The 18316-nt window shown below is 68.0% G+C and carries 16 protein-coding genes, 1 tRNA gene and 3 pseudogenes; 9 read left to right on the top strand and 11 right to left on the bottom strand.

Features of this window, described 5'->3' with window-relative positions; all coding sequences use genetic code 11:
* Window positions 1-131 precede the first annotated feature (131 nt).
* Entirely contained in the window at window positions 132-1955 is a 1824-nt protein-coding gene (locus IE258_RS21185; protein ID WP_189745740.1) for an ATP-dependent nuclease, read from the bottom strand.
* A 307-nt stretch (window positions 1956-2262) separates the two neighbouring features.
* Between IE258_RS21185 and IE258_RS21180 the strand changes: the two genes are divergently transcribed.
* Window positions 2263-3282, top strand: a complete 1020-nt coding sequence (locus tag IE258_RS21180) for an HNH endonuclease (RefSeq protein WP_189745738.1) — start codon at window positions 2263-2265, stop codon at window positions 3280-3282.
* A 428-nt stretch (window positions 3283-3710) separates the two neighbouring features.
* On the opposite strand, the gene IE258_RS21175 is transcribed toward IE258_RS21180, so the two are convergent.
* The 6 genes and pseudogenes from IE258_RS21175 to IE258_RS21150 form a co-directional block, all read right to left on the bottom strand.
* Window positions 3711-3784: transfer RNA gene (locus tag IE258_RS21175), tRNA-Met, on the bottom strand.
* A gap of 61 nt (window positions 3785-3845) precedes the next feature.
* Window positions 3846-4418: a transcriptional regulator gene (locus tag IE258_RS21170; RefSeq protein WP_189745736.1), complete on the bottom strand. Its 573-nt coding sequence runs from the start codon at window positions 4416-4418 to the stop codon at window positions 3846-3848.
* The gene (locus IE258_RS21165) at window positions 4418-6010 is read right to left on the bottom strand and encodes a helix-turn-helix domain-containing protein (RefSeq protein ID WP_189745734.1); all 1593 of its coding nucleotides are present in this window, start codon (window positions 6008-6010) and stop codon (window positions 4418-4420) included. The genes IE258_RS21170 and IE258_RS21165 overlap by 1 nt, the downstream gene beginning before the upstream one ends.
* On the bottom strand, window positions 6007-6294 hold the full coding sequence (locus IE258_RS21160; protein WP_189745731.1) for an XRE family transcriptional regulator: 288 nt from the start codon (window positions 6292-6294) through the stop codon (window positions 6007-6009). Before IE258_RS21160 ends, IE258_RS21165 begins: the two co-directional genes overlap by 4 nt.
* 117 nt (window positions 6295-6411) lie before the next feature.
* Complete coding sequence (locus tag IE258_RS21155) at window positions 6412-6813, bottom strand: hypothetical protein (RefSeq protein ID WP_189745729.1); 402 nt, start codon at window positions 6811-6813, stop codon at window positions 6412-6414.
* A gap of 150 nt (window positions 6814-6963) precedes the next feature.
* Window positions 6964-7305 (bottom strand): annotated as a pseudogene (locus IE258_RS21150) (transposase family protein); the annotation flags it as partial.
* Between the two features lie 196 nt (window positions 7306-7501).
* Between IE258_RS21150 and IE258_RS21145 the strand changes: the two are divergent.
* Window positions 7502-8071 carry a hypothetical protein gene (locus tag IE258_RS21145; protein ID WP_070201817.1) on the top strand — a complete coding sequence of 190 codons (570 nt, stop codon included), beginning with the start codon at window positions 7502-7504 and terminating at the stop codon, window positions 8069-8071.
* Between the two features lie 33 nt (window positions 8072-8104).
* On the opposite strand, the pseudogene IE258_RS21140 reads toward IE258_RS21145, so the two are convergent.
* Window positions 8105-8341 (bottom strand): annotated as a pseudogene (locus IE258_RS21140) (helicase associated domain-containing protein); the annotation flags it as partial.
* Between the two features lie 193 nt (window positions 8342-8534).
* Window positions 8535-8765, bottom strand: coding sequence for a Rossmann-fold NAD(P)-binding domain-containing protein (locus tag IE258_RS21135; RefSeq protein ID WP_229892315.1), 231 nt, complete (start codon window positions 8763-8765; stop codon window positions 8535-8537).
* On the opposite strand from IE258_RS21135, the pseudogene IE258_RS21130 reads away from it, so the two are divergent.
* A pseudogene (locus tag IE258_RS21130) lies at window positions 8751-9003 on the top strand (transposase); the annotation flags it as partial. The gene IE258_RS21135 and the pseudogene IE258_RS21130 sit on opposite strands and share 15 nt — an antisense overlap.
* A 260-nt stretch (window positions 9004-9263) precedes the next feature.
* On the opposite strand, the gene IE258_RS21125 reads toward IE258_RS21130, so the two are convergent.
* A complete protein-coding gene (locus IE258_RS21125) occupies window positions 9264-9596 on the bottom strand; it encodes a histone-like nucleoid-structuring protein Lsr2 (protein ID WP_189745725.1) in 333 nt (110 codons plus the stop codon).
* A 702-nt stretch (window positions 9597-10298) separates the two neighbouring features.
* Complete coding sequence (locus IE258_RS21120) at window positions 10299-10826, bottom strand: DinB family protein (protein ID WP_229892311.1); 528 nt, start codon at window positions 10824-10826, stop codon at window positions 10299-10301.
* 234 nt (window positions 10827-11060) lie between these two features.
* On the opposite strand from IE258_RS21120, the gene IE258_RS21115 reads away from it, so the two are divergent.
* From IE258_RS21115 to IE258_RS21090, 6 genes are all read left to right on the top strand, one after another.
* Entirely contained in the window at window positions 11061-12080 is a 1020-nt protein-coding gene (locus IE258_RS21115) for a methyltransferase (RefSeq protein WP_189745721.1), read from the top strand.
* A 33-nt stretch (window positions 12081-12113) separates the two neighbouring features.
* Complete coding sequence (locus IE258_RS21110; protein ID WP_189745719.1) at window positions 12114-13337, top strand: cytochrome P450 family protein; 1224 nt, start codon at window positions 12114-12116, stop codon at window positions 13335-13337.
* Between the two features lie 51 nt (window positions 13338-13388).
* Window positions 13389-14408 carry a methyltransferase gene (locus IE258_RS21105; RefSeq protein WP_189745717.1) on the top strand — a complete coding sequence of 340 codons (1020 nt, stop codon included), beginning with the start codon at window positions 13389-13391 and terminating at the stop codon, window positions 14406-14408.
* A 48-nt stretch (window positions 14409-14456) separates the two neighbouring features.
* A complete protein-coding gene (locus tag IE258_RS21100; RefSeq protein ID WP_189745715.1) occupies window positions 14457-15740 on the top strand; it encodes a nucleotide disphospho-sugar-binding domain-containing protein in 1284 nt (427 codons plus the stop codon).
* A 28-nt stretch (window positions 15741-15768) separates the two neighbouring features.
* A complete protein-coding gene (locus IE258_RS21095; protein WP_161378543.1) occupies window positions 15769-16947 on the top strand; it encodes an acyltransferase family protein in 1179 nt (392 codons plus the stop codon).
* A gap of 156 nt (window positions 16948-17103) precedes the next feature.
* Complete coding sequence (locus tag IE258_RS21090) at window positions 17104-18270, top strand: winged helix DNA-binding domain-containing protein (protein WP_189745713.1); 1167 nt, start codon at window positions 17104-17106, stop codon at window positions 18268-18270.
* The last annotated feature ends 46 nt before the right edge of the window (window positions 18271-18316 follow it).

Genomic DNA, 18316 nt, shown 5'->3' with positions numbered 1-18316 from the left:
CCGGTGGTGCGGAATCGAAGCCCGCGCGCACGCGCGGCAATGGACTGCGGAGGCCGGATGGCACGCCTGGACGGCGCCGACCACTGAGCAGCGCAAGGAGCGCATGCTGCAGCGGCGAACGCAGCAGCAGGTCAGCAGGCGAGGGCCTGCACCTCGGTGAAGATGTCCCGTAGCTGCTGGGGGACCTCTTCGGCGGTGGTGAGCATGGACACCAGTGCGTAGAGCATGTCGGCCTTGCCGTTGGGGCTGCTCTCTGCGGCCTGCTGTTTGATCATGTAGAGGATGCGCTCGCTGAACTTGCCGCCCCGGTGCTCGCTGAAGTCTTCGGCGCTCCAGGGCTGGCCCTCGGGGCGGGGCCAGTGGGCGTTGGCGGCGACTGCCCATTGGAGGTCGCTGAAGAGCTCTTCCAGTTCGTTGTAGCCCTGGCTCTCGCCAACGTACGAGACCTGCTTGGTGAGGTCGAGACCGGCTTTGATGAGTTTCTCGGTTTTGAAGTGCTTATTTGCGCGGCTGTCGGCGTCGACCATCAGCATGACGGTGCGATGGTGCTTGACGAGGTAGCCCGCGAGGTGGAGTGCTCCTTCGTTGTTGTCGCAGGCCCACAGGGCGATGCCAGCCGCCTGCAGGGGCAGTCCCTGCGAGAGGCGGAAGAGCAGGGGCACGCACTGCTGCTCGGTGGGGCCTTCGACTGCCAGGAAGCAGCGTTCGTGCAGCAGGACGGAGTTGCGCAGTCCCACCGCGGCGGCGATCTGTCCGAGGTGGAAGTCGATGCCGTCGTGGGTGTCGCCGTCGAGGCGCTCGACGAGGGTGCGGCCGCTGTCGCTGAGCTTGAGGTGGACGACATCGGCGATGTCGACGCCGTCGATGAGGTTCATCGAGTGGGTGGCGACGATGACGCTGACGTGGGGCAGGGCGCACTGCTTGCGGATGATGTCCATGACGGTGCGCTGGTGGCGGTAGTCGAGGTGGGTGTCGGGCTCGTCGTAGACGACGATGGTCTGGGTGGGCTGCGGCTCGTCCTGCTCCCCCGTCGCGGCGAGTTCACTGCTTTCGAGGAGGCTGCTGGTCCACTCCCACACGGCGAGGGCGATGCGCCGGGTGCTGCCCTGGCCCGAGCGGGTCAGATCCACAGGCTCGCCGTCGGCCTTGGAGACCTCCAGCGGCGCTCTCTTGAAGCCGCCCTTGAAGGAGACCTCGGGCTTGACCTCCACGCCGACGAACTCACGGCAGTGCTGGCGGATGTGCCGGCACAGGGAGTCCGCTTCCTTCTCCAGCCGCTGCGTGATCTCCTTCTCGATCTCCCGGACCTGTCCCTGGAGGGTCTCGTCCTCCAGGTGGGTCTCGTAGCAGCTGCTCAGCGCGGTGCGCACCGCGTCGTCCGGGCTCTCGTCCTTGCCGCCGAACGCCAGCAGCCGCGGCAGCCGTGCCTCGAGGTCTTTCGGCAGCGGCTGCCACTGCTCGGTCTGCGGGACGGTCGCGGCGTGTGCGGTGAGCGCGGCCAGCAGGTCTTCCTTCAGCGTGCCCGACGGGGCAAGTCCGAACTCGGCGACCAGTTCGGTCAGGTCCTTCTTCATCAGCCGACCCAGGCCCTGCAGACGGCTGTCGGCGGGCTGCGATCCGAAGAACTCCCAGCACGCCGCCTCACCGGCCCGTGAACGGCGCCGGATGCGGAGCTCCGCCGGTAAGGGGGCGGCGGCCTGCTCGTCGGTGTCCAAGCGGAAGACGCCCTCCACCCATGTCTCCGCGCAGCGCTGTCCCTTGACGCCCTCGTCCTGCTGGTAGGTGCGGTCCTCGTCCGTCAGACGGTGCTTGCCCAGCAGGAAGGCCAGCGCGGCCAGGACCGCGCTCTTGCCGCCGTCGTTGCGGCCGGCCAGGATCGTCGGGCTGCTGACCGGGATGTCCTGCACATGGGTCAGCGAGCGGAACCCGCACGCGGAGAAGCGGATGAGGTGCACGGTCGAGCTGCTCCGTATCTCCCCGCTCCGCCGGGCGACGGGCAGGGGCGTGGCGTGCGGGCGTTACGCGTGCGGATGAGGCACCTGAGCACTCATCGCAGGCAATCATCCTAGAGGGACACAAAGCAACAGCTCCCCCTTTTGCGCCAGTTAGCGTCTCCCTGCTGTGAGGCTCACGGTCGGGCGATCACTGTGCGTACAGGCCGGGCGCATGCCACACGGTGGTCATCTCAAAGGGCAAGTCATCAGGACCACACCGTACGGCTGGACGGGCGTGACCTATGGTGGCCGAGGGAGAGGGGGCCGGGTGGGGAACGACAACGCCTACTGGGACTGGCGCGATGAGCAACTGAAGGCCGGCGAGCGCGCCAAGGGCGGAGAACCGTGTCAAGTCTGCGGGGAGCCGGTCCCGGCCAGGGCGCACTGGAAGCACCGCGACCGGCACGTGTGCTCGCCCCGCTGCAATCTGATTCTCAATCGGCGCTTCAACCGCCGCATCGAGCGCGGGGAAATCACCCGGCCGCCCGTGTTCTCACCCGATCCTCAAGGCGCCCGGCCTGCGCGGGCGTTTCGCACTCTGCCTGCTGGCTCGCTCTTTCCGTATGAGATCCAGGGCTACTCGCCCAAGCCGGGCGACGTGGTGGAACGGCACGGTTCCGTCATCGCCGTCCACCGCGCCGTCGATCTGCCGGATTACGCCATCCCCTGGCAGGTGAGACCGCACAGCGGCAGCAGCTGGCAACTGGAGCAGGTGGCGCTGTCCGTCCACACGCAGACCGGCGCGGCGTTCTACTACCTGACTGACCATACGTGGACTCCGACGTCTTTGATCCTGGGAGCCTTCCTGGGCCTGAAGCCACTGGATGACACCTTAGGGCCCTTCGAAGCAGAGGGCGGGACGTGGCGGTGGTACACGGAAATCATCCGTGATGTGGACGAGACGGACCAGGAGTACACCTGGACAGCCTTCGTATGCGGCAAGGAGTCCGTGCCTCGGCTGTGGACACCCGCCTACGCAGCCCGGTCCGAGCGCCTGCAGCGCGTGTCGCGTGCGGCCGGCAGCTACGCCGCCCGGATGCGCGAGCTGGGCCTGGAGGCCACCGTCGGGCGTCTGGATCCTCTCGCGGTGTACGAACGCGACGGCTGGATCTGCCAGATATGCAAGACGGCCGTCGAGCGTGAACGGGCCTGGCCCGACATGTGGTGCGCAACCCTTGATCACCGCATCCCGCTCACCGCAGGGGGCGAGCACACGCTGCTCAACGTCCAGCTCTCCCACTGGATCTGCAATCTCCACAAAGGCGACTACTTTCCAGTGGACTTGTAGTCCGGCCGTCTGCCGGACGGCAGTCGGCCGGGCACAGCCAAGGAGGCCGACCAGTTCGCCTGGCGGCGACCGGAGCGGATCGCCTACCAACGTCGTTCGCAGAGGTCCGAACTGTACGACAATTCAGTGCCGGGCCTCTCGTGCAGCCCATCGAGTTGCGGACGGCGCGGGGGTCGTGCCGACGCTCAGTCCGCGCACCTGCCACCCCCGGTCCCCGAAGCAGCCACGCCGACCACACCCCACCACCTTCTTCACTGTGTGCAGGGCTGAGCGGCCGCTGAGGGGATGTCACGGCCCCGACACGCGCGTATCCATGGTGACCTGTGCCGACGCGGCGGCGCCAGGCGGGAGAAAACAGATGGCGCGGTGAGGATCGTCCAGGGAACGCGAAAGAGCCCGGATCGTGTAGATCCGGGCTTCTTCGGCAGTAGCGGGGACAGGATTTGAACCTGCGACCTCTGGGTTATGAGCCCAGCGAGCTACCGAGCTGCTCCACCCCGCGTCGGTGTCCCCCACCGTACGCCGTCCCAGCAGGCGCCGAAGACCACGTTTCGGCGCCGGCTCTACGCGGCGAAGCCGACGTTGGTGACGTACTCGTACTGGCCCCACTGCGAGCCGAGGTCGACGATCGTGTCCTGCCACGCCGCGTCGAGGCTCTGGTGGTCGCCGGCCGCCCAGGAGCCGACGATGCGGTCCCAGCGGCGCACGTTCATCGTCCGGTACTCCACCACGCGCTGCAGCTGCTGCGGCACCTGGGACTGGTTGAGCGGGTGGATCTCCACCCGGGTGCCGCGTCCGTCGCGGTTGAGGCGCCTGAGGAGATGGCGGGCGACGTTGTGCCGGCGCACCGTCCGGTACGCCTGGTCGATGCGTTCCAGGCTGGTCTTGGAGGGGCGGCGTTTGCCCTCCAGCCAGGCCTTCAGCGTCCGGTGGGTCACGGTGAGTCCGGCGTCCTGCGCGGCTTTCAGGGTCTGGGTCGACTTCGTCAGGTAGTGCAGGCGCGCCATCCAGCCGCGCTTGGCGGTCACGGGAGTGGCGATGCCGCCCGCTAGTTCGTCGAGTTTGCGCGCGACGGCGTCGCTGCCCTTGATGCCCCGGGCGCCGAACCTCCCGAAGTCGATGTTCTTCTGCGGCACTACTCCCCCTCGCCTGTGTGCTCGGCGGTGTCGGTTCCGGCGGTGTAGGTGTCCTTGACCTTGACCTCGGTAACAGCTCGGCCTTCGGCGAAGACACGGCGCCAGTCACCGATGACGTGGAGTTCGTCGGTGCCCATCGCCCGGACGACGGCCAGTCCCTCGTCATGGGCCTTGAGTGCCTTGAGCCAGAGGTTGGCGAAGGCCTGGCTGCGGATGAGGTGCATCCAGTCCGGGCGGTAGAGCTCCCGGTTGTAGTTCGACTCCCCCATGGTGGAGACGAACTTCGAGTACATCGCCTTCACGTACTCCAGCGTCACTGTGTCGCCCTGCTCGATCGCCGTGTCGCGGGCGTCCTTCAGGGCGATGCGGAACTTCTCCAGCAGGTTCTCCGTGGCCCCGGAGGTGTACGACTCGTGGATCTGAGGAGGTTCGCACAGCTGGTGCCTGGGGCCGGACAGGCGCAGCAGGAGGCGGAGCGTCGGCTCGGTGACCCACAGGGGGCCGGGCTCGTCCCGCTGGCCGATCGGATTGGGCAGCACCGCCTCGTGCTCCCACTCGGGCGGGGTGATCAGGTGGACTCCGGAGCGGCGGCGGTCGTGTGCGAGGCCGGTGGAGTGCTCGAGCCGGCCCAGGGGGAGGTGCGTCTTGAGGGCGGAGAGGTAGGCGCCGTTGATGTCGAGCGCGGTCACCTGATGCCGGCCGGGTGGGAGTTCGTGGCGGGTCCACTTGGGGCGGGCTTCCCAGATCTGGTCCGCGCCGCGCGCGGTCTGCTTCTTGAGGATGTCGGGGATCCAGGGGTGCGCGATCACGTCGTAGCGGGCGCCCTTACGGGTCTCGTCCAGCAGTCGCATCGCGTCCGGGATGGCCCGCCTCACCAGCGCCGCCGTGGCTGCGTCGACGTCGCCCCGGTGCTCGGCAAGCGCACCCTGCACGGCCTCACGGATCAGGCCGACCGGGCCGGACGTCTCCTGGAACGCGTGACGGGCCGGGCCCTTGGAACGCTGAGCCTCACGCGCCGGACGTGTCGTGCGCAGCGGCGTCTTCGAGGTGTGCGCGGTGGGTTGTCCGGCCGGCGGGGCAGCTGGGGCTCCGGCGGCGGTGGGCCGGCAGTCGGCCGGGGTCAGGTGCTGGGCGAACCCCGCCACGCGCTGTCCGGCGGGATGGCCGCACAGCACACAGGGTTCGGGGGCGGCGAGCAGTTCCACGTCGTCCCCGTCCCCGTCCCTGTCAATGCCCTCGTCCTGGCCGAGGTCGGGCGAAGACAAGGGGGTGGCGGTCGGGGCCGTGCCTGACGTCACGGGCTGCTCCGCAGCCGGCGCCGCCTCGGTCTCGGTGGCCGACTCGGTCTCGGTGGCGAGCTTGGCGTTCAGCCCGTCCAGCAGGTAGGCGTATTTGGTGCGGACCTCGCCGGCCGGGTCCCGGCCGCTCTCCCACCCGCCGAGAGTTGAAGGGCTCACGCCGAGCGCGCGTGCCACCTGCGCCTTGGACAGCCGGGCCCGCTCCCGCAGCTCGCGGCGCACGGGGCAGGGCGGGAGTTCGGCCTCGGGGCCGACGGCGTCAAGCAGCGAGTCGATCGCGTCGAAGTCGCTCACCGGCCCGTCCCCCTTACTTCGGTGCGCACCGTGCGGCGCCTGTCAACGGGAAGCGCCTCGCACGCTCTGGTCGGACCCGCCAGGAGATCCAGCACGCCGATACCGTAATGCTCGGCCAGCACATCGACGTCGCGCAGGCTCCAGGAGACGGCACCCGACTGCCGACGCGACACCTGTGTCTGCGTCAGCCCCAGCACCCCCGCGACCGACCGCTGCGATTCACCCGTTACCTGCATCAACGCGGCCACCGTCAGCCGCAACAACTCCTCCAAACGCAACCCCATACCACCACCCTACCCGAATCCATGCAACTTACGCATCTGCAGCAGCTTTTCACTATCACTAATGCAGAAAAGCTTTCAGAGTTCTGAGGGGCTGAAGGTTCTCGGGCACGCGGTGTGTCAGCGATCCATGCCGTCGGTATCGCGCGGAAGCCGTCGGGTCGCGCGCCGGGCTTCCAGATTCGCCTGGCGCGCCTGTTCCACCGCACGATCGGACAGGCACCGCGGGCACACGAGGTCCACGACACGGCGGCGCAGGGCCCGGCGGAGCCGGAGCCCGGGCGGTGGCGGCCACCCACGGCAGTGGCGGCGCACCGTACGCACTCCAGTGCCCAAGAGTGCGGCGACCAGGGAGGCGTTGCCGGCGTAGTGGGCCAGGAGGAGCGCCATCTGCGCCTGGTGGCCGGCCGGGAACCGGGCCGCGAACTCGGTGCGCTCCTCGGGCTGGAGGAGGGCGTCGTGGCGTTCGCAGCGCGGCGTCTTCTTGTTGTTCCGGGCGATGCCCGGCGAGCTGATGTCCATGGCTCAAGAAGCCTGCCGGGGGCCTCCTGTGGACAGCGGGCTGCCATTGAGCACTGTGCATCGTGAAGTTGCTGGTCACGGGCCTGGTGTGTGCGGGGTTCAGGATGCTCATGGTGGTCGTGGTGGATGACTTCGGTGAAGATCGTCGGGTCACCGGGAAACTTCGCGGTTTGTGAGGACGAGCAGGGACCTGACCAGGGCGGTCGCCCACGTCGGGTCGGTGCGGACCTTGCCGAGCACGCGCCAGTTCTTGAGGTGGGCGAAGCCGTGCTCCACCGGTGCCCGGACCGCTGCCAGTGCGGTGTTCGACAGCTTCTGGCCGCGGGTCAGGGGCCGGTTCCTGGCGGCCTTGTAGCCGGTGATCACCGCCAGGTCGGCGTCGGGACTGCTGTCGTCGAGCCCGACGAAGCCCAGGTCGGCGATGGCGCCGAGGCCGGCCGCCCGCAGCTTGGCGGTGAGCTGGTCGTGGCGGCAGGCGGTGATCTCCGAGGTGCAGCTACACACCCCCGAACTCGGCGCCGCCTGACCCGGTCGGTATATGGAACCGGCCGAACAGTGACGACAACTGACCACGTTGCGCGCATGGTCGGGCAAAGAGCGGTCCCCTTCGTTCTCAGTGGCCGGGCATTGCCGTGCGACCGCTAGCGTCCCCCGGAGTGCGCACTTCTGCGGGAGGCTGGACGTCATAGTGGAAGCGGTCTCGGAACTTCTCACTCTCAGAACGGACTACGCGGCCAAGGTCGATGCCGACCTGGAGCTCGTCGAGAAGGATCGCGAGCGTGTCCGCGCGGAGATCACCGCGTTGCAGGATCAGCTGCACACCCTGGAGGGCAATCACACGCTGCTACTGAGCATGCGGGAGGCCCTGTCGGGTCACTCCCCCGCCGCCTGCCCGGAGCCGGGGCCGGACGGTGCAGCCACGACCGGCAGCAGTCCTGCCGCTCCGCTTGTGTCCGACGGAGTGCCGCACACCGGCGACGGTGCCGCTAGGGATTGTGGCCGGGGTGACGGGGCACCGGAGGCAGGGAAGAAGGCGCCGACGCTTCGGGATCTGGTGGCCGATGAGCTGAAAAGGCGGGGCGAGCCCTGCTCGTCGCACGACGTCGCCACCGCACTGGCCCGGGCGCACCCGGGCCGGAGGATCAAGGAGCCTGCGATGCGTCACGCGTTGGAAGCGCTGGTCGCGCAGGGGCGGGTCGGGCGGTCCAAGCGCGGCTCGCGCGTCTTCTACTTCTCGGCCGGCATGGGTAGGGGCTGACGTTCGCCCGTCCGGCGGAGTGTCATCGCTGGTTCAGGCGGCCGTGTCCCGAAGCGGCTGCGCGGGCGGCAGGAAGACGGGCATCGTCTCGAAGCCGAGAGCCTTGAGGCCGGCTTGCTGGCGGGGTGTCATCTGGGCGCTGTCCCTGCGCCGCCGGATCAGCCAGGCGCCGAGGTGGACCTGGTCGCCGAGGATCTCTTCGGTGTGGTCCTTGGGCATGTCGAGGTGCCCGTGGCGCTGGTGGTACTGACGGGCGGCGCGCAGGCCGCGGTTGAAGGCCCGCTCGGCCGCTGCCTCTTACTGCGTCCGAAAGCAGTTGATGTGAGTCCGGACTAAGTTGCGACGTACCAGCTCAGAGGACCTCACATCAAAGAAACAGCAGGTCAGACGCTTCAGAGAGTCGTCCAGCGCTAGTCGCGACGCCGCAGGTCAGAGGCTCTGAAGCAGCCGGCGCAGGCTTTACCTACTGCTGGTCGTGACAGCGTACGCCCGCATCCACTGCGGCCCCGACCACGTTCGCGTGGCGGGTGTCGGTGGCGCCCGCTCCGGGCGTGGAGATCAGCAGCAGCCGCTCCACGCCGTCTACGGCGTCGCGGTAGGTGGAGCGGTCGGTGTAGTCGGCGTGGCGGACAACGACGCCGCGCTGGGCGAAGTCGGTCACCTTGGCGGAGTCGCGGACTTCCCCCACCAGCACTGGAAGAAGATCCAGTCGACGAACCCGCTGGAGCGGCTGAACCGGGAGATCAAACGCCGCACCGACGTCGTCCAGGTCTTCCCGAACCCGCCCGCGGTCCTCCGCCTGGCCACCGCGGTCCTCGCCGAACTCCACGACGAGTGGATTGCCTTTCCCCGGCCGCTACCTCTCCAACGAGAGCATGGACGCCCTCTATCCCGACGACACGATCGTCCTGCCGACCGCATCAAACGACTGATCGCCTACACCACGACAAGGGACATGACCGTCGAACGCCTGGAAAATGCCTCCGAACGTCACCACGCCTGCCCTTCCGGGCAGACGCGGCGGCCCTTTTCACCGGCCAGGAGGTCGACTGCATCTCCGAGAGAGCATCTGCGCCGTCGGCGGGCTGGACGTGGCTCACCAGAAAGGTGGACGACTCCTGGGCGACGTCGCCGCCACGCAATCCCTTCCATTGCCTCGTCCAAGTCACCTCAGCCCATACTCCAAAAGCACTCAGTGAGCCTTCTCGTAAGCCTCACGGATGCTGGCCGGGACTCGCCCGCGGTCGTTGACCTGGTAGTTGTTCTCCCGGGCCCACGCTCGCAACTCTTCAGCGCTCGGTCCGTCAACCGCGCCTCGGCGGGACCCCCTCGAAACCTTCGCCCGTCCGGTCTTCCGGCCACTGTCGATGAAGGGAGCAAGTGCATCGAATAGCTTGTCGTAGTTCTCCGAGGCGAGGTCGATCTCGTAGTTGACCCCGTCCAGGGAAAAGGTGTGGGTCTGCACTGCGTCAGATTCTTTGCCGGTGAGGTCGTCTGTGAAAACAGTCACAATTTTCTGAGCCATGGCCGGATGGTACCCACACACATGCCCGTACAGCCACCCGGTCACTGAATTACCTACTATCCAGGCTCGTTGAGCATCCCACGAATCTCCTGGAAAGCTACCGCAACTACAGTCTGCGATCCCACCAGTCGACGGCCGTGAGGATCTGGCGCAGAGAAATGGACGATGGTGGCGCGCACTTCGATTGGTGAACTCGAAAGCGGGGTTCTGTCGGAAGACTGATCGCCTCGGATCAGCGAGTTGCCGCGGGAAGGGGCGAAGCCGACGTGCCAGTGCCACCTCGCGCTTCGTAGCGGTGGCGCAGTCAGAGCACGGGACAGGACCGGATCAACGGTGTGGGCTCGTCAGCAACCGCAACGACAAGATCAAGGCGACGTGCGGCGACCGCCTTTCGCAGCCAACTCCTGGAGAGGCGAGTCCCGCGCCGACGGTGGCGGGGGTCCGGCCCCGCGGCGGAACCGTTGAAGCCGATGCCCTCGCACCGCGCGGCCGTCTTCTTCCTCGTCGGTTGAGTGTTCTGTTCCGTGCGGGAACGCCACCGTGGATCATGTCTGATGAGCTGTGGTGACCACCCGCGACGGTTCGTCGCCGATGGCGAGCCGGGGATTCCGCGGGTCTGCCCGCGAGGTGTGTTCTGTCAACTGCTGTGCGGTGCGCGGCGGCATCCGTGGGACTGCTCCGGGACGGCGCACCTGAGCTGGATCAGCGCTGGGCCGTGGTGCTGGCCCCGTCCAGTGCTTCCCGGATGATGTCCGCGTGGCCCGCGTGCTGCGCCGTCTCCCTGATCAGGTGCAGCAGGACTCGGCGGACCGGCCAGTACTCCGGCTCCGGCGGGGACCAGGGAGTCTTGGGGAGCCGAACGCTTCCTCCGAAGTCCTCCAGTTCGTTCACGACCTTCTCAATCTCGCGCGCCGCTGCCTCGTACATCTCCAGCAGGTCCGAGAGCCGTTCTCCCCCGTTCATGCGGTACTGCCCCGTGTCGAGCATCCCTTCGGGCAGTTCGCCGTCCCTTCTGACCAGGATCTCGGCCCACACCCGCTCGCCGCGGGCCAGGTGCTTGATGATCCCGCCCAGCGTGAGTTCGCTCGGGACGGTGCGCCGTATGGCCTGCGCGTCCGTGATCCCCTTGACGGTGATGAGCAGCAGTTCACGTTGCTCGGCGAGCGCCCGCAACAGTTCGCCGCGGTCGGCCGCCACATCGGTAGCGGGGCTGTGAGGGTTCGGTGTCACGCGCCCGACCGTAGAGCACATCTAGGCCGTTGCATGACCTGATTGCCGGTCGGCACCACCGTCCCATCAGAACGGGTGAACGCCGTGCGCAAGGGGCCCGTGCCGGGGTGCGCCACACCGCGCGTTCATGCGTCGTGCGAGGCGTACTGTGCCCTCGCTCATGCCTCCTCGGCCAGGGTGGGCCCGTACCGAGTGCCCGCCCACGGGACTTCTGTGACCTTCCGGAGGTACGCGATGACGTCCGCCCCGCGCGACACCAGCGAGCTGAGCGCGCAGCTGTCGGAACACATGAACGGCTACCTGTACACCGCCTGCCTCTACACGGTCACCAAGGCAGGCATCGCCGACCACCTCGTCCAGGGCCCCCGCACCGCGGCCGAACTGGGTGAACAGACCGGACTGCACGGCCCCCACCTGCACCGCGTGCTGCGCTACCTCGCCACCCGCGAAGTCTTCCGCGAGGACGAACACGGCCGCTTCGCACTCACCCCCATGGCCGGCCTCCTGCGCACCGACGCCCCAGGATCCCTCCACGACCCCTTCCTCATGCTCGGCGAAGACCTCTTCTGGAGGCCGTACGCCCGTATGTACGACACGGTGCGTCAGGGACGGACCGTGTTCGACGACATCTTCGGCGCCGGCTTCTTCGCCCACCTCCAGACCGTCCCCGAAACCGCCTCCGTCTTCAACGCCGGTACGGCCGGATTCTCCCGGCTGTGGAACGAACATGTCGCCACCAGCTACGACTTCCCCGACGGAGCCCGCGTCATCGACATCGGCGGCGGCACCGGCAGCCTGCTGCGCGAAATCCTCACCGCCCACCCCCACATCACCGGCACCCTCTACGACCAGCAATCCGTCATCGACGAACACCAACTCGACACCCCCGACACCACGGGACGCTGGACCGTCCAAGCCGGCGACTTCTTCGAACACGTCCCCGCCGGAGCCGACCACTACATCCTCAAATCCGTCCTCCACGACTGGAGCGACTCCGACTGCCTGCGCATCCTCAAATCCGTACGCGAAGCCGTCCACGACAACAGCAAACTCCTCGTCGTCGACCCCGTCATCCCACCCGGCAACCAACCCCACGCCAGCAAGACCATCGACGCGATGATGATGGTCATCCACGACGGCAAGGAGCGGACCCAGGCGGAGTTCGAGGACGTCCTGAGCAAGGGCGGCTTCACCGTCACCCGGATCCTGCCGACCCCCTCCCTGATGTCCATCGTCGAGTGCGTTCCCGCCTGAGCGGGGTGCCCGGGTTCGGAGGAGGTTGCCGGGATGAGTGAAGAGCCGATCGTCGATCTGGCCGCGCTGGGGGCGGACTTCGCACGCGATCCGCATCCGACGTACGCAGAGCTGCGCAGGCAAGGGCCTGTGCACCGGGTGTTGCTGCCGGAGGGTTTCGCCGCATGGCTCGTCGTGGGCTACGAGGAGGCCAGGGCAGCGCTGTCCGACCCCCGTCTGTCGAACGACTGGCGCAACTCTCCCGGTGCCGCGGGCACGGACGACGACCCCTGGTCCAGTCCTCACATGCTGATCTCTGATCCGCCCCGGCACACGAGGCTGCGCAAGCTGGTGGTCAGGGAGTTCACTCCACGGCGTGTCCAGGCGCTCGGGCCCCGGGTGCAGAAGGTCACCGACGAGCTGATCGACTCGATGCTCGCCCGCCCGGACGGCCGTGCCGACCTCGTCAAGGACTTCGCGTTCCCCCTGCCCGCGGCCATCATCTGCGAACTGCTCGGGGTCCCGTTCAGCGACCGTGACAAGTTCCACCACTGGACCACGCTGGTGACCAAGCAGTGGAACGGCGCCGAGGCCGAGGCGGCTCTCGCCGAACTGGACGACTATCTCAAGGCATTGCTGGCCGACAAGCGCGTGCACCCGGGTGACGACCTACTCAGCGGGCTCGTGCGCCGGCGCGAGGAGGACGAGGACGCCCTGTCCGACGCCGAGATGGTGGGTCTTGCCGTGCTGCTCCTTGTCGCCGGGCACGAGACGACCACCAGTCTTCTCTCCAACGGCATGCTCGCACTACTCCGGCATCCCGACCAGCTGAGCGAACTGCGCGCCGACTTCTCGCTCCTGGACGGGGCCGTCGAGGAGATGCTGCGGCACAGCGGTCCGACCGGAACCTCCCTGCACCGCTTCACCACGGAGCCCGTGCGGATCGGCGGCAGGACCATCCCCGGCGGGGGCGAACTCGTGCTCATCGGGAACACTCCCGCCAACCGCGATCCGAGCCGCTTCTCGGATCCGGACCGCTTCGACATCCGGCGTGAGGCGGCCGGTCATCTGGCCTTCGGGCACGGCATTCACGCCTGTTTCGGTGCCCCGCTGGCCAGGCTGGAGGCCAAGACCGCAGTCCGTTCCCTGCTGGAACGCTGCCCGGACCTTGCCCTCGACGCCGATCCCGCCGGGCTGGCCTGGTACCCGAGCGTGATGATGCGCGGCCTGCCCCACCTCCCGGTCCGGGTTCGTGCCGCGAGCCGCACCGGTTCGTAACCGTCCCGAGCACCCGTCCCTGCCACCTTCTCCTTCCTCTGGAGGTACGCGATGACGTCCGCCCCGCGCGACACCAGCGAGCTGAGCGCGCAGCTGTCGGAACACATGAACGGCTACCTGTACACCGCCTGCCTCTACACGGTCACCAAGGCAGGCATCGCCGACCACCTCGCCCAGGGCCCCCGCACCGCGGCCGAACTGGGTGAACAGACCGGACTGCACGGCCCCCACCTGCACCGCGTGCTGCGCTACCTCGCCACCCGCGAAGTCTTCCGCGAGGACGAACACGGTCGCTTCGCACTCACCCCCATGGCCGGCCTCCTGCGCACCGACGCCCCAGGATCCCTCCACGACCCCTTCCTCATGCTCGGCGAAGACCTCTTCTGGAGGCCGTACGCCCGTATGTACGACACGGTGCGTCAGGGACGGACCGTGTTCGACGACATCTTCGGCGCCGGCTTCTTCGCCCACCTCCAGACCGTCCCCGAAACCGCCTCCGTCTTCAACGCCGGTACGGCCGGATTCTCCCGGCTGTGGAACGAACATGTCGCCACCAGCTACGACTTCCCCGACGGAGCCCGCGTCATCGACATCGGCGGCGGCACCGGCAGCCTGCTGCGCGAAATCCTCACCGCCCACCCCCACATCACCGGCACCCTCTACGACCAGCAATCCGTCATCGACGAACACCAACTCGACACCCCCGACACCACGGGACGCTGGACCGTCCAAGCCGGCGACTTCTTCGAACACGTCCCCGCCGGAGCCGACCACTACATCCTCAAATCCGTCCTCCACGACTGGAGCGACTCCGACTGCCTGCGCATCCTCAAATCCGTACGCGAAGCCGTCCACGACAACAGCAAACTCCTCGTCGTCGACCCCGTCATCCCACCCGGCAACCAACCCCACGCCAGCAAGACCATCGACGTGTCCATGCTCGCGGTGGTGGACGGCAAGGAGCGGACCCAGGCGGAGTTCGAGGACATCCTCACCAAGGGCGGCTTCACCGTCACCCGGATCCTGCCGACCCCCTCCCTGATGTCCATCGTCGAGTGCGTCCCCGCCTGAGCGGACCGTCGGACAGCAGCGCGACCTCGTCCGACCGGAGGAGACCCTATGCGCGTCATGATCGTGGTGTGGCCCCTGCCGGCCCACCTCTATCCCGCACTCCCGCTCGCCTGGGCACTGCAAGGCGCGGGACACGAGGTATGCGTCGCCTCGCATCCCGATCTGGTCGATGTGATCACTGCGGCCGGGTTCGACGCGGTCGCGCTCGGCACACCGCAGACCATGCCCTCGCCATCGGCGGTGGGTGACTTCCTGCCTTCCGAGGAGCACCGCGGGCGTCTGACCGAGGCACTCTCGCTGTCACCGGACGACCATGTGTGGACCACGTTCAGTACCTACACCTACGCGTCCTCGAGGATCTTCCACCCGGAGGACGGCGCTCCGCAGGAGCGCTGGGCAGGTGTGGACGCCCTGGTCTCCATGGCCCGTCACTGGCGACCGGACCTGGTGCTCTGGGATCCCAACTGGCCGTCCGGGGCGGTGGCGGCACGGGAGGTCGGGGCAGCACACGCCCGGGTGCTGTGGGGTCACGACTTCGTCGGCTGGGCCGCCCACCGGGCCGCCCAGGGCCGGGAGTCGCTGCGGGCGGCCGGCCTGGAGGATCCCGTGGCCGAGCTGGTGCGGCCGAGCGCCGAACGGTACGGCATCACCGTCGACGACGAACTCCTGCTCGGCCACTTCACCATCGACCCCATGCTGCCGGACATGCAGCTGCGGGCCCCGTGCCGCAGGGTTCCGGTCCGCCGTATCCCCTACGGAGGGCCCGACGTGGTCCCCGGGTGGCTGCACACGCCGACCGGCCGGCCGCGGCTGGCCGTTTCACTGGGGACGACGCAACGCGCCTACGACAACGACCGCAGCCTCGTCGCGGATCTGCTCGACGCGGTCGATGGTCTCGACGTCGACGTGATCGCGACTCTGGACGCCTCACAACTCGACGGCAGGACGGTGCCGGACAACGTGCGCACGGTCAGCTATCTGCCCCTCGGTCTGCTGCTGCCGACGTGTTCGGCGATCGTCCATCACGGCGGCATCGGCACGCTCACGGCAGCCGTCGCGCACGGCGTGCCCCAGTTCGTGGTTGCGGACCCGACGGCGGCGTACGCGGGCAACGCCCGGTATGTGCACGACTACGGAGCCGGCCGGACGGTCGGCCCGCAGACAGCCTCGGACGAGATGCGCAAGAATCTCGTCCGAGTGCTGACGGAACCATCGTTCCAGGACGCCGCCGATCGGCTGCGCCGCGACTGGCTCGCCGTACCGAGCCCCAACGACATCGTGCCTGTGGTGGAGGGACTCGTATCGTCGCTTCGCCGGGGCCACCGGTCCTGACTGCCGGACCGGACGCAAAGGAGACGTCATGACAGCGTCGTCGACCGCGAACGAGCGATCACGCCTACCCTCTTTGACCGGTGCCAGGTTCATCGCCGCGTGTATGGTGCTGATCTGTCACGTGGGCCTCGCCCTGATCCCCCGGCTCGGGGGAACGGCGGCCGACTACCAGCGCTACTTCGAGGCGTTGGGCAACGTCGGCGTGTCGTTCTTCTTCGTCCTGAGCGGTTTCATCCTCACCTGGGTGAGCCGGCCGGACGACACTCCGAGGCGCTTCTGGCGCCGACGCGTCGTGAAGATCTTTCCGAACCACCTCGTCACCCTGTCGGCCGCGCTGTTATTGATGCTGTCCGCGAATGTGTCGATCATCGCCGCCAACGCGGTTCCGACGCTGTTCCTCGTGCAGAGCTGGATCCCGGACCAGGACGTCGTGATCAACTACGGCTCCAATGCGCCGAGTTGGTCACTCGCCTGCGAGCTGCTGTTCTATCTGTCGTTCCCGCTGCTGCTTCGGCTGACGCGGGGAATCCGGCCGCAGCACATATGGCGGTGGGTGGTGGGCGTGAGCGTGGTGATCGCTCTGGTTCCGCTGGCGGCTCGACTGCTGCCCGGACAGCCGCGGATGCCGTTGACGAACGAGTCGTGGTGGCAGGTGTGGTTCACCTACTACTTCCCCGTGACCCGCCTGCTGGAGTTCGTCCTCGGTGTCCTGATGGCGCTGACCGTTCTTCACGGGCGCCGGCTCCTCCTCGGGCGCGGTCCGGCGCTGCTGCTGGCGGTGGGAGCCTTCATCGGCGGTGCGCACCTGCCCGGCGTGTACGACCGGGTGGCCGCAACCGCGCTTCCCCTCTCCCTGCTGATCGCCGCCGTGGCCAGGGCCGAAGTGCCCGGCCGAAGCACGGTGCTGGGCAGTCGCCCCATGGTCCGCCTCGGCGAGATCTCGTTCGGCCTGTACCTGGTGCACTACCTTGTCGTCTGCTACGGACCGATCGGCGCCGTTCACCCCGAGAACTGGGCGAAGCAGATGAGCGTCCCCGCGGCGCTGGGGCACGGACTTTTGACACTGGTCATCAGCCTGGTCCTGGCATGGCTGCTGTACACCTTCGTGGAGGCCCCGGCCATGCGACGCTTCAGTCGCCCAAGGCCCCCGAAGATTCCTTCCCAACCGGCAAAACCTGCCACGGAGCGGCCGGCCCCCACCGTCTAGCCGCGCTCGCGGAGCCTGCTCAACGCCCATGTCCCAAGCGGTCGTTCACGGACGACCGGTTGGGGCATGGGCTCTGTTGTGCCCACTGCTAAACTCGCCGCTCGTTTTGCGGGCCCGCAACAGGGCGAGACCACAACACATCGGAGGGACTCTTCCATGAACCACGCCATTGCAAGTCTGTCGTGGCCAGAAGTCTCCGCGCGGCGCATGGAGCGAAGCTCTCTTTCCGCGCCCTCGCCACAGGCCGGTTCGGCCGAGATCGTCAGCGCCCTGTGTGGTGCGCACGCGCAGGTGCTGTCGGCTGCCGAGTTAGCGGTGGCGCTACGCATCGAAGGGGCCACCCGCAGCGATGTCCGCACCGATTTGTGGGACCGACGTCAGGTGGTGAAGACGTACGGTCCGCGCGGAACCGTTCATCTGCTGACCACCGCCGACCTCCCCATGTGGATCGGGGCGTTCAGTTCCATCCCGCAGTCCCCGAGTCCGTTCCCCAAGGACGTCCGGATGACCGAGGACCAGACGGAGCAGGTGGTCGCGGCGATCGGAAAGTCGCTGGAAAGCGCCGAGTTGACGATCGACGAACTCACCGACGCTGTGGTGGAGGCCACGGGCCCCTGGGCCGGAGACCTCGTCATGGAGGCTTTCCAGGGGAAGTGGCCACGCTGGCGGCAGGCCATGACTCTGGCCGCCCACCGGGGGGTTCTGTGCTTCGCCCCGAACCGGGGCCGCAAGGTGACCTACACCAACCCGCTGCGCTATCTGAGCGGCATCAGTCCCCTGGACGGGCCCACGGCCCAGGGCAGGCTCGTCCAGAAGTATCTGCACGCCTACGGGCCGGCCACCCCGCAGAACTTCGCCCAGTGGCTCAACGCACCCCGGGGGTGGGCCAGCAACCTCTTCCGCTCCCTGGCGGGCGAGATTCAGGAAGTCGACTTCGAAGGCACCACCGCCTGGATCAACGCCGGCGACACCACGGCCCCGGCCGACACCCCCCGAGGCGTGCGGCTGCTGCCGTACTTCGACGCCTATGTGGTGGCCGCCCAGCCACGCAGTCTCCTCTACCCGGGCCGCGCCGCCGAGCGTGCCCTCACCCCGTCCGGGCAGGCGGGCAACTATCCGGTGCTCATGGTCGACGGCACCGTCGCGGGGGTGTGGCATCAGCGCCGCTCCGGGCGCAGGATCCACGTCACGGTGGAGCCACTCAAGCCCCTGTCCGCCGCGCAACTCGCCGAGTTGGACGAGCAGGTCGAGCGGGTGGCAACCGTTCTGGAGGGCAAGCCCGAACTCACCATCGGCACGGTGTCCGTGGGAGGACACGCCTGAGCTCGGTGCATCCCGCTCTCAAGCCTGCGTTGAGCGCGCTGGCGCA

This window comes from Streptomyces tendae, assembly GCF_014650435.1.
In the GTDB taxonomy this organism is placed as follows: domain Bacteria; phylum Actinomycetota; class Actinomycetes; order Streptomycetales; family Streptomycetaceae; genus Streptomyces; species Streptomyces tendae.
Note: the sequence above shows the minus strand (reverse complement) of the source record. Positions and strands in the feature narration are given on the sequence as shown.

What these genes read in the sequence shown, in the direction of transcription:
- IE258_RS21105 (WP_189745717.1), top strand. Translation starts at nt 13,389, where the DNA reads ATGACGTCCGCCCCGCGCGACACCAGCGAGCTGAGCGCGCAGCTGTCG.
- IE258_RS21095 (WP_161378543.1), top strand. Translation starts at nt 15,769, where the DNA reads ATGACAGCGTCGTCGACCGCGAACGAGCGATCACGCCTACCCTCTTTG.
- IE258_RS21110 (WP_189745719.1), top strand. Translation starts at nt 12,114, where the DNA reads ATGAGTGAAGAGCCGATCGTCGATCTGGCCGCGCTGGGGGCGGACTTC.
- IE258_RS21160 (WP_189745731.1), bottom strand. Translation starts at nt 6,294, where the DNA reads ATGGGGTTGCGTTTGGAGGAGTTGTTGCGGCTGACGGTGGCCGCGTTG.
- IE258_RS21125 (WP_189745725.1), bottom strand. Translation starts at nt 9,596, where the DNA reads ATGGCTCAGAAAATTGTGACTGTTTTCACAGACGACCTCACCGGCAAA.
- IE258_RS21155 (WP_189745729.1), bottom strand. Translation starts at nt 6,813, where the DNA reads ATGGACATCAGCTCGCCGGGCATCGCCCGGAACAACAAGAAGACGCCG.
- IE258_RS21100 (WP_189745715.1), top strand. Translation starts at nt 14,457, where the DNA reads ATGCGCGTCATGATCGTGGTGTGGCCCCTGCCGGCCCACCTCTATCCC.
- IE258_RS21090 (WP_189745713.1), top strand. Translation starts at nt 17,104, where the DNA reads ATGAACCACGCCATTGCAAGTCTGTCGTGGCCAGAAGTCTCCGCGCGG.
- IE258_RS21115 (WP_189745721.1), top strand. Translation starts at nt 11,061, where the DNA reads ATGACGTCCGCCCCGCGCGACACCAGCGAGCTGAGCGCGCAGCTGTCG.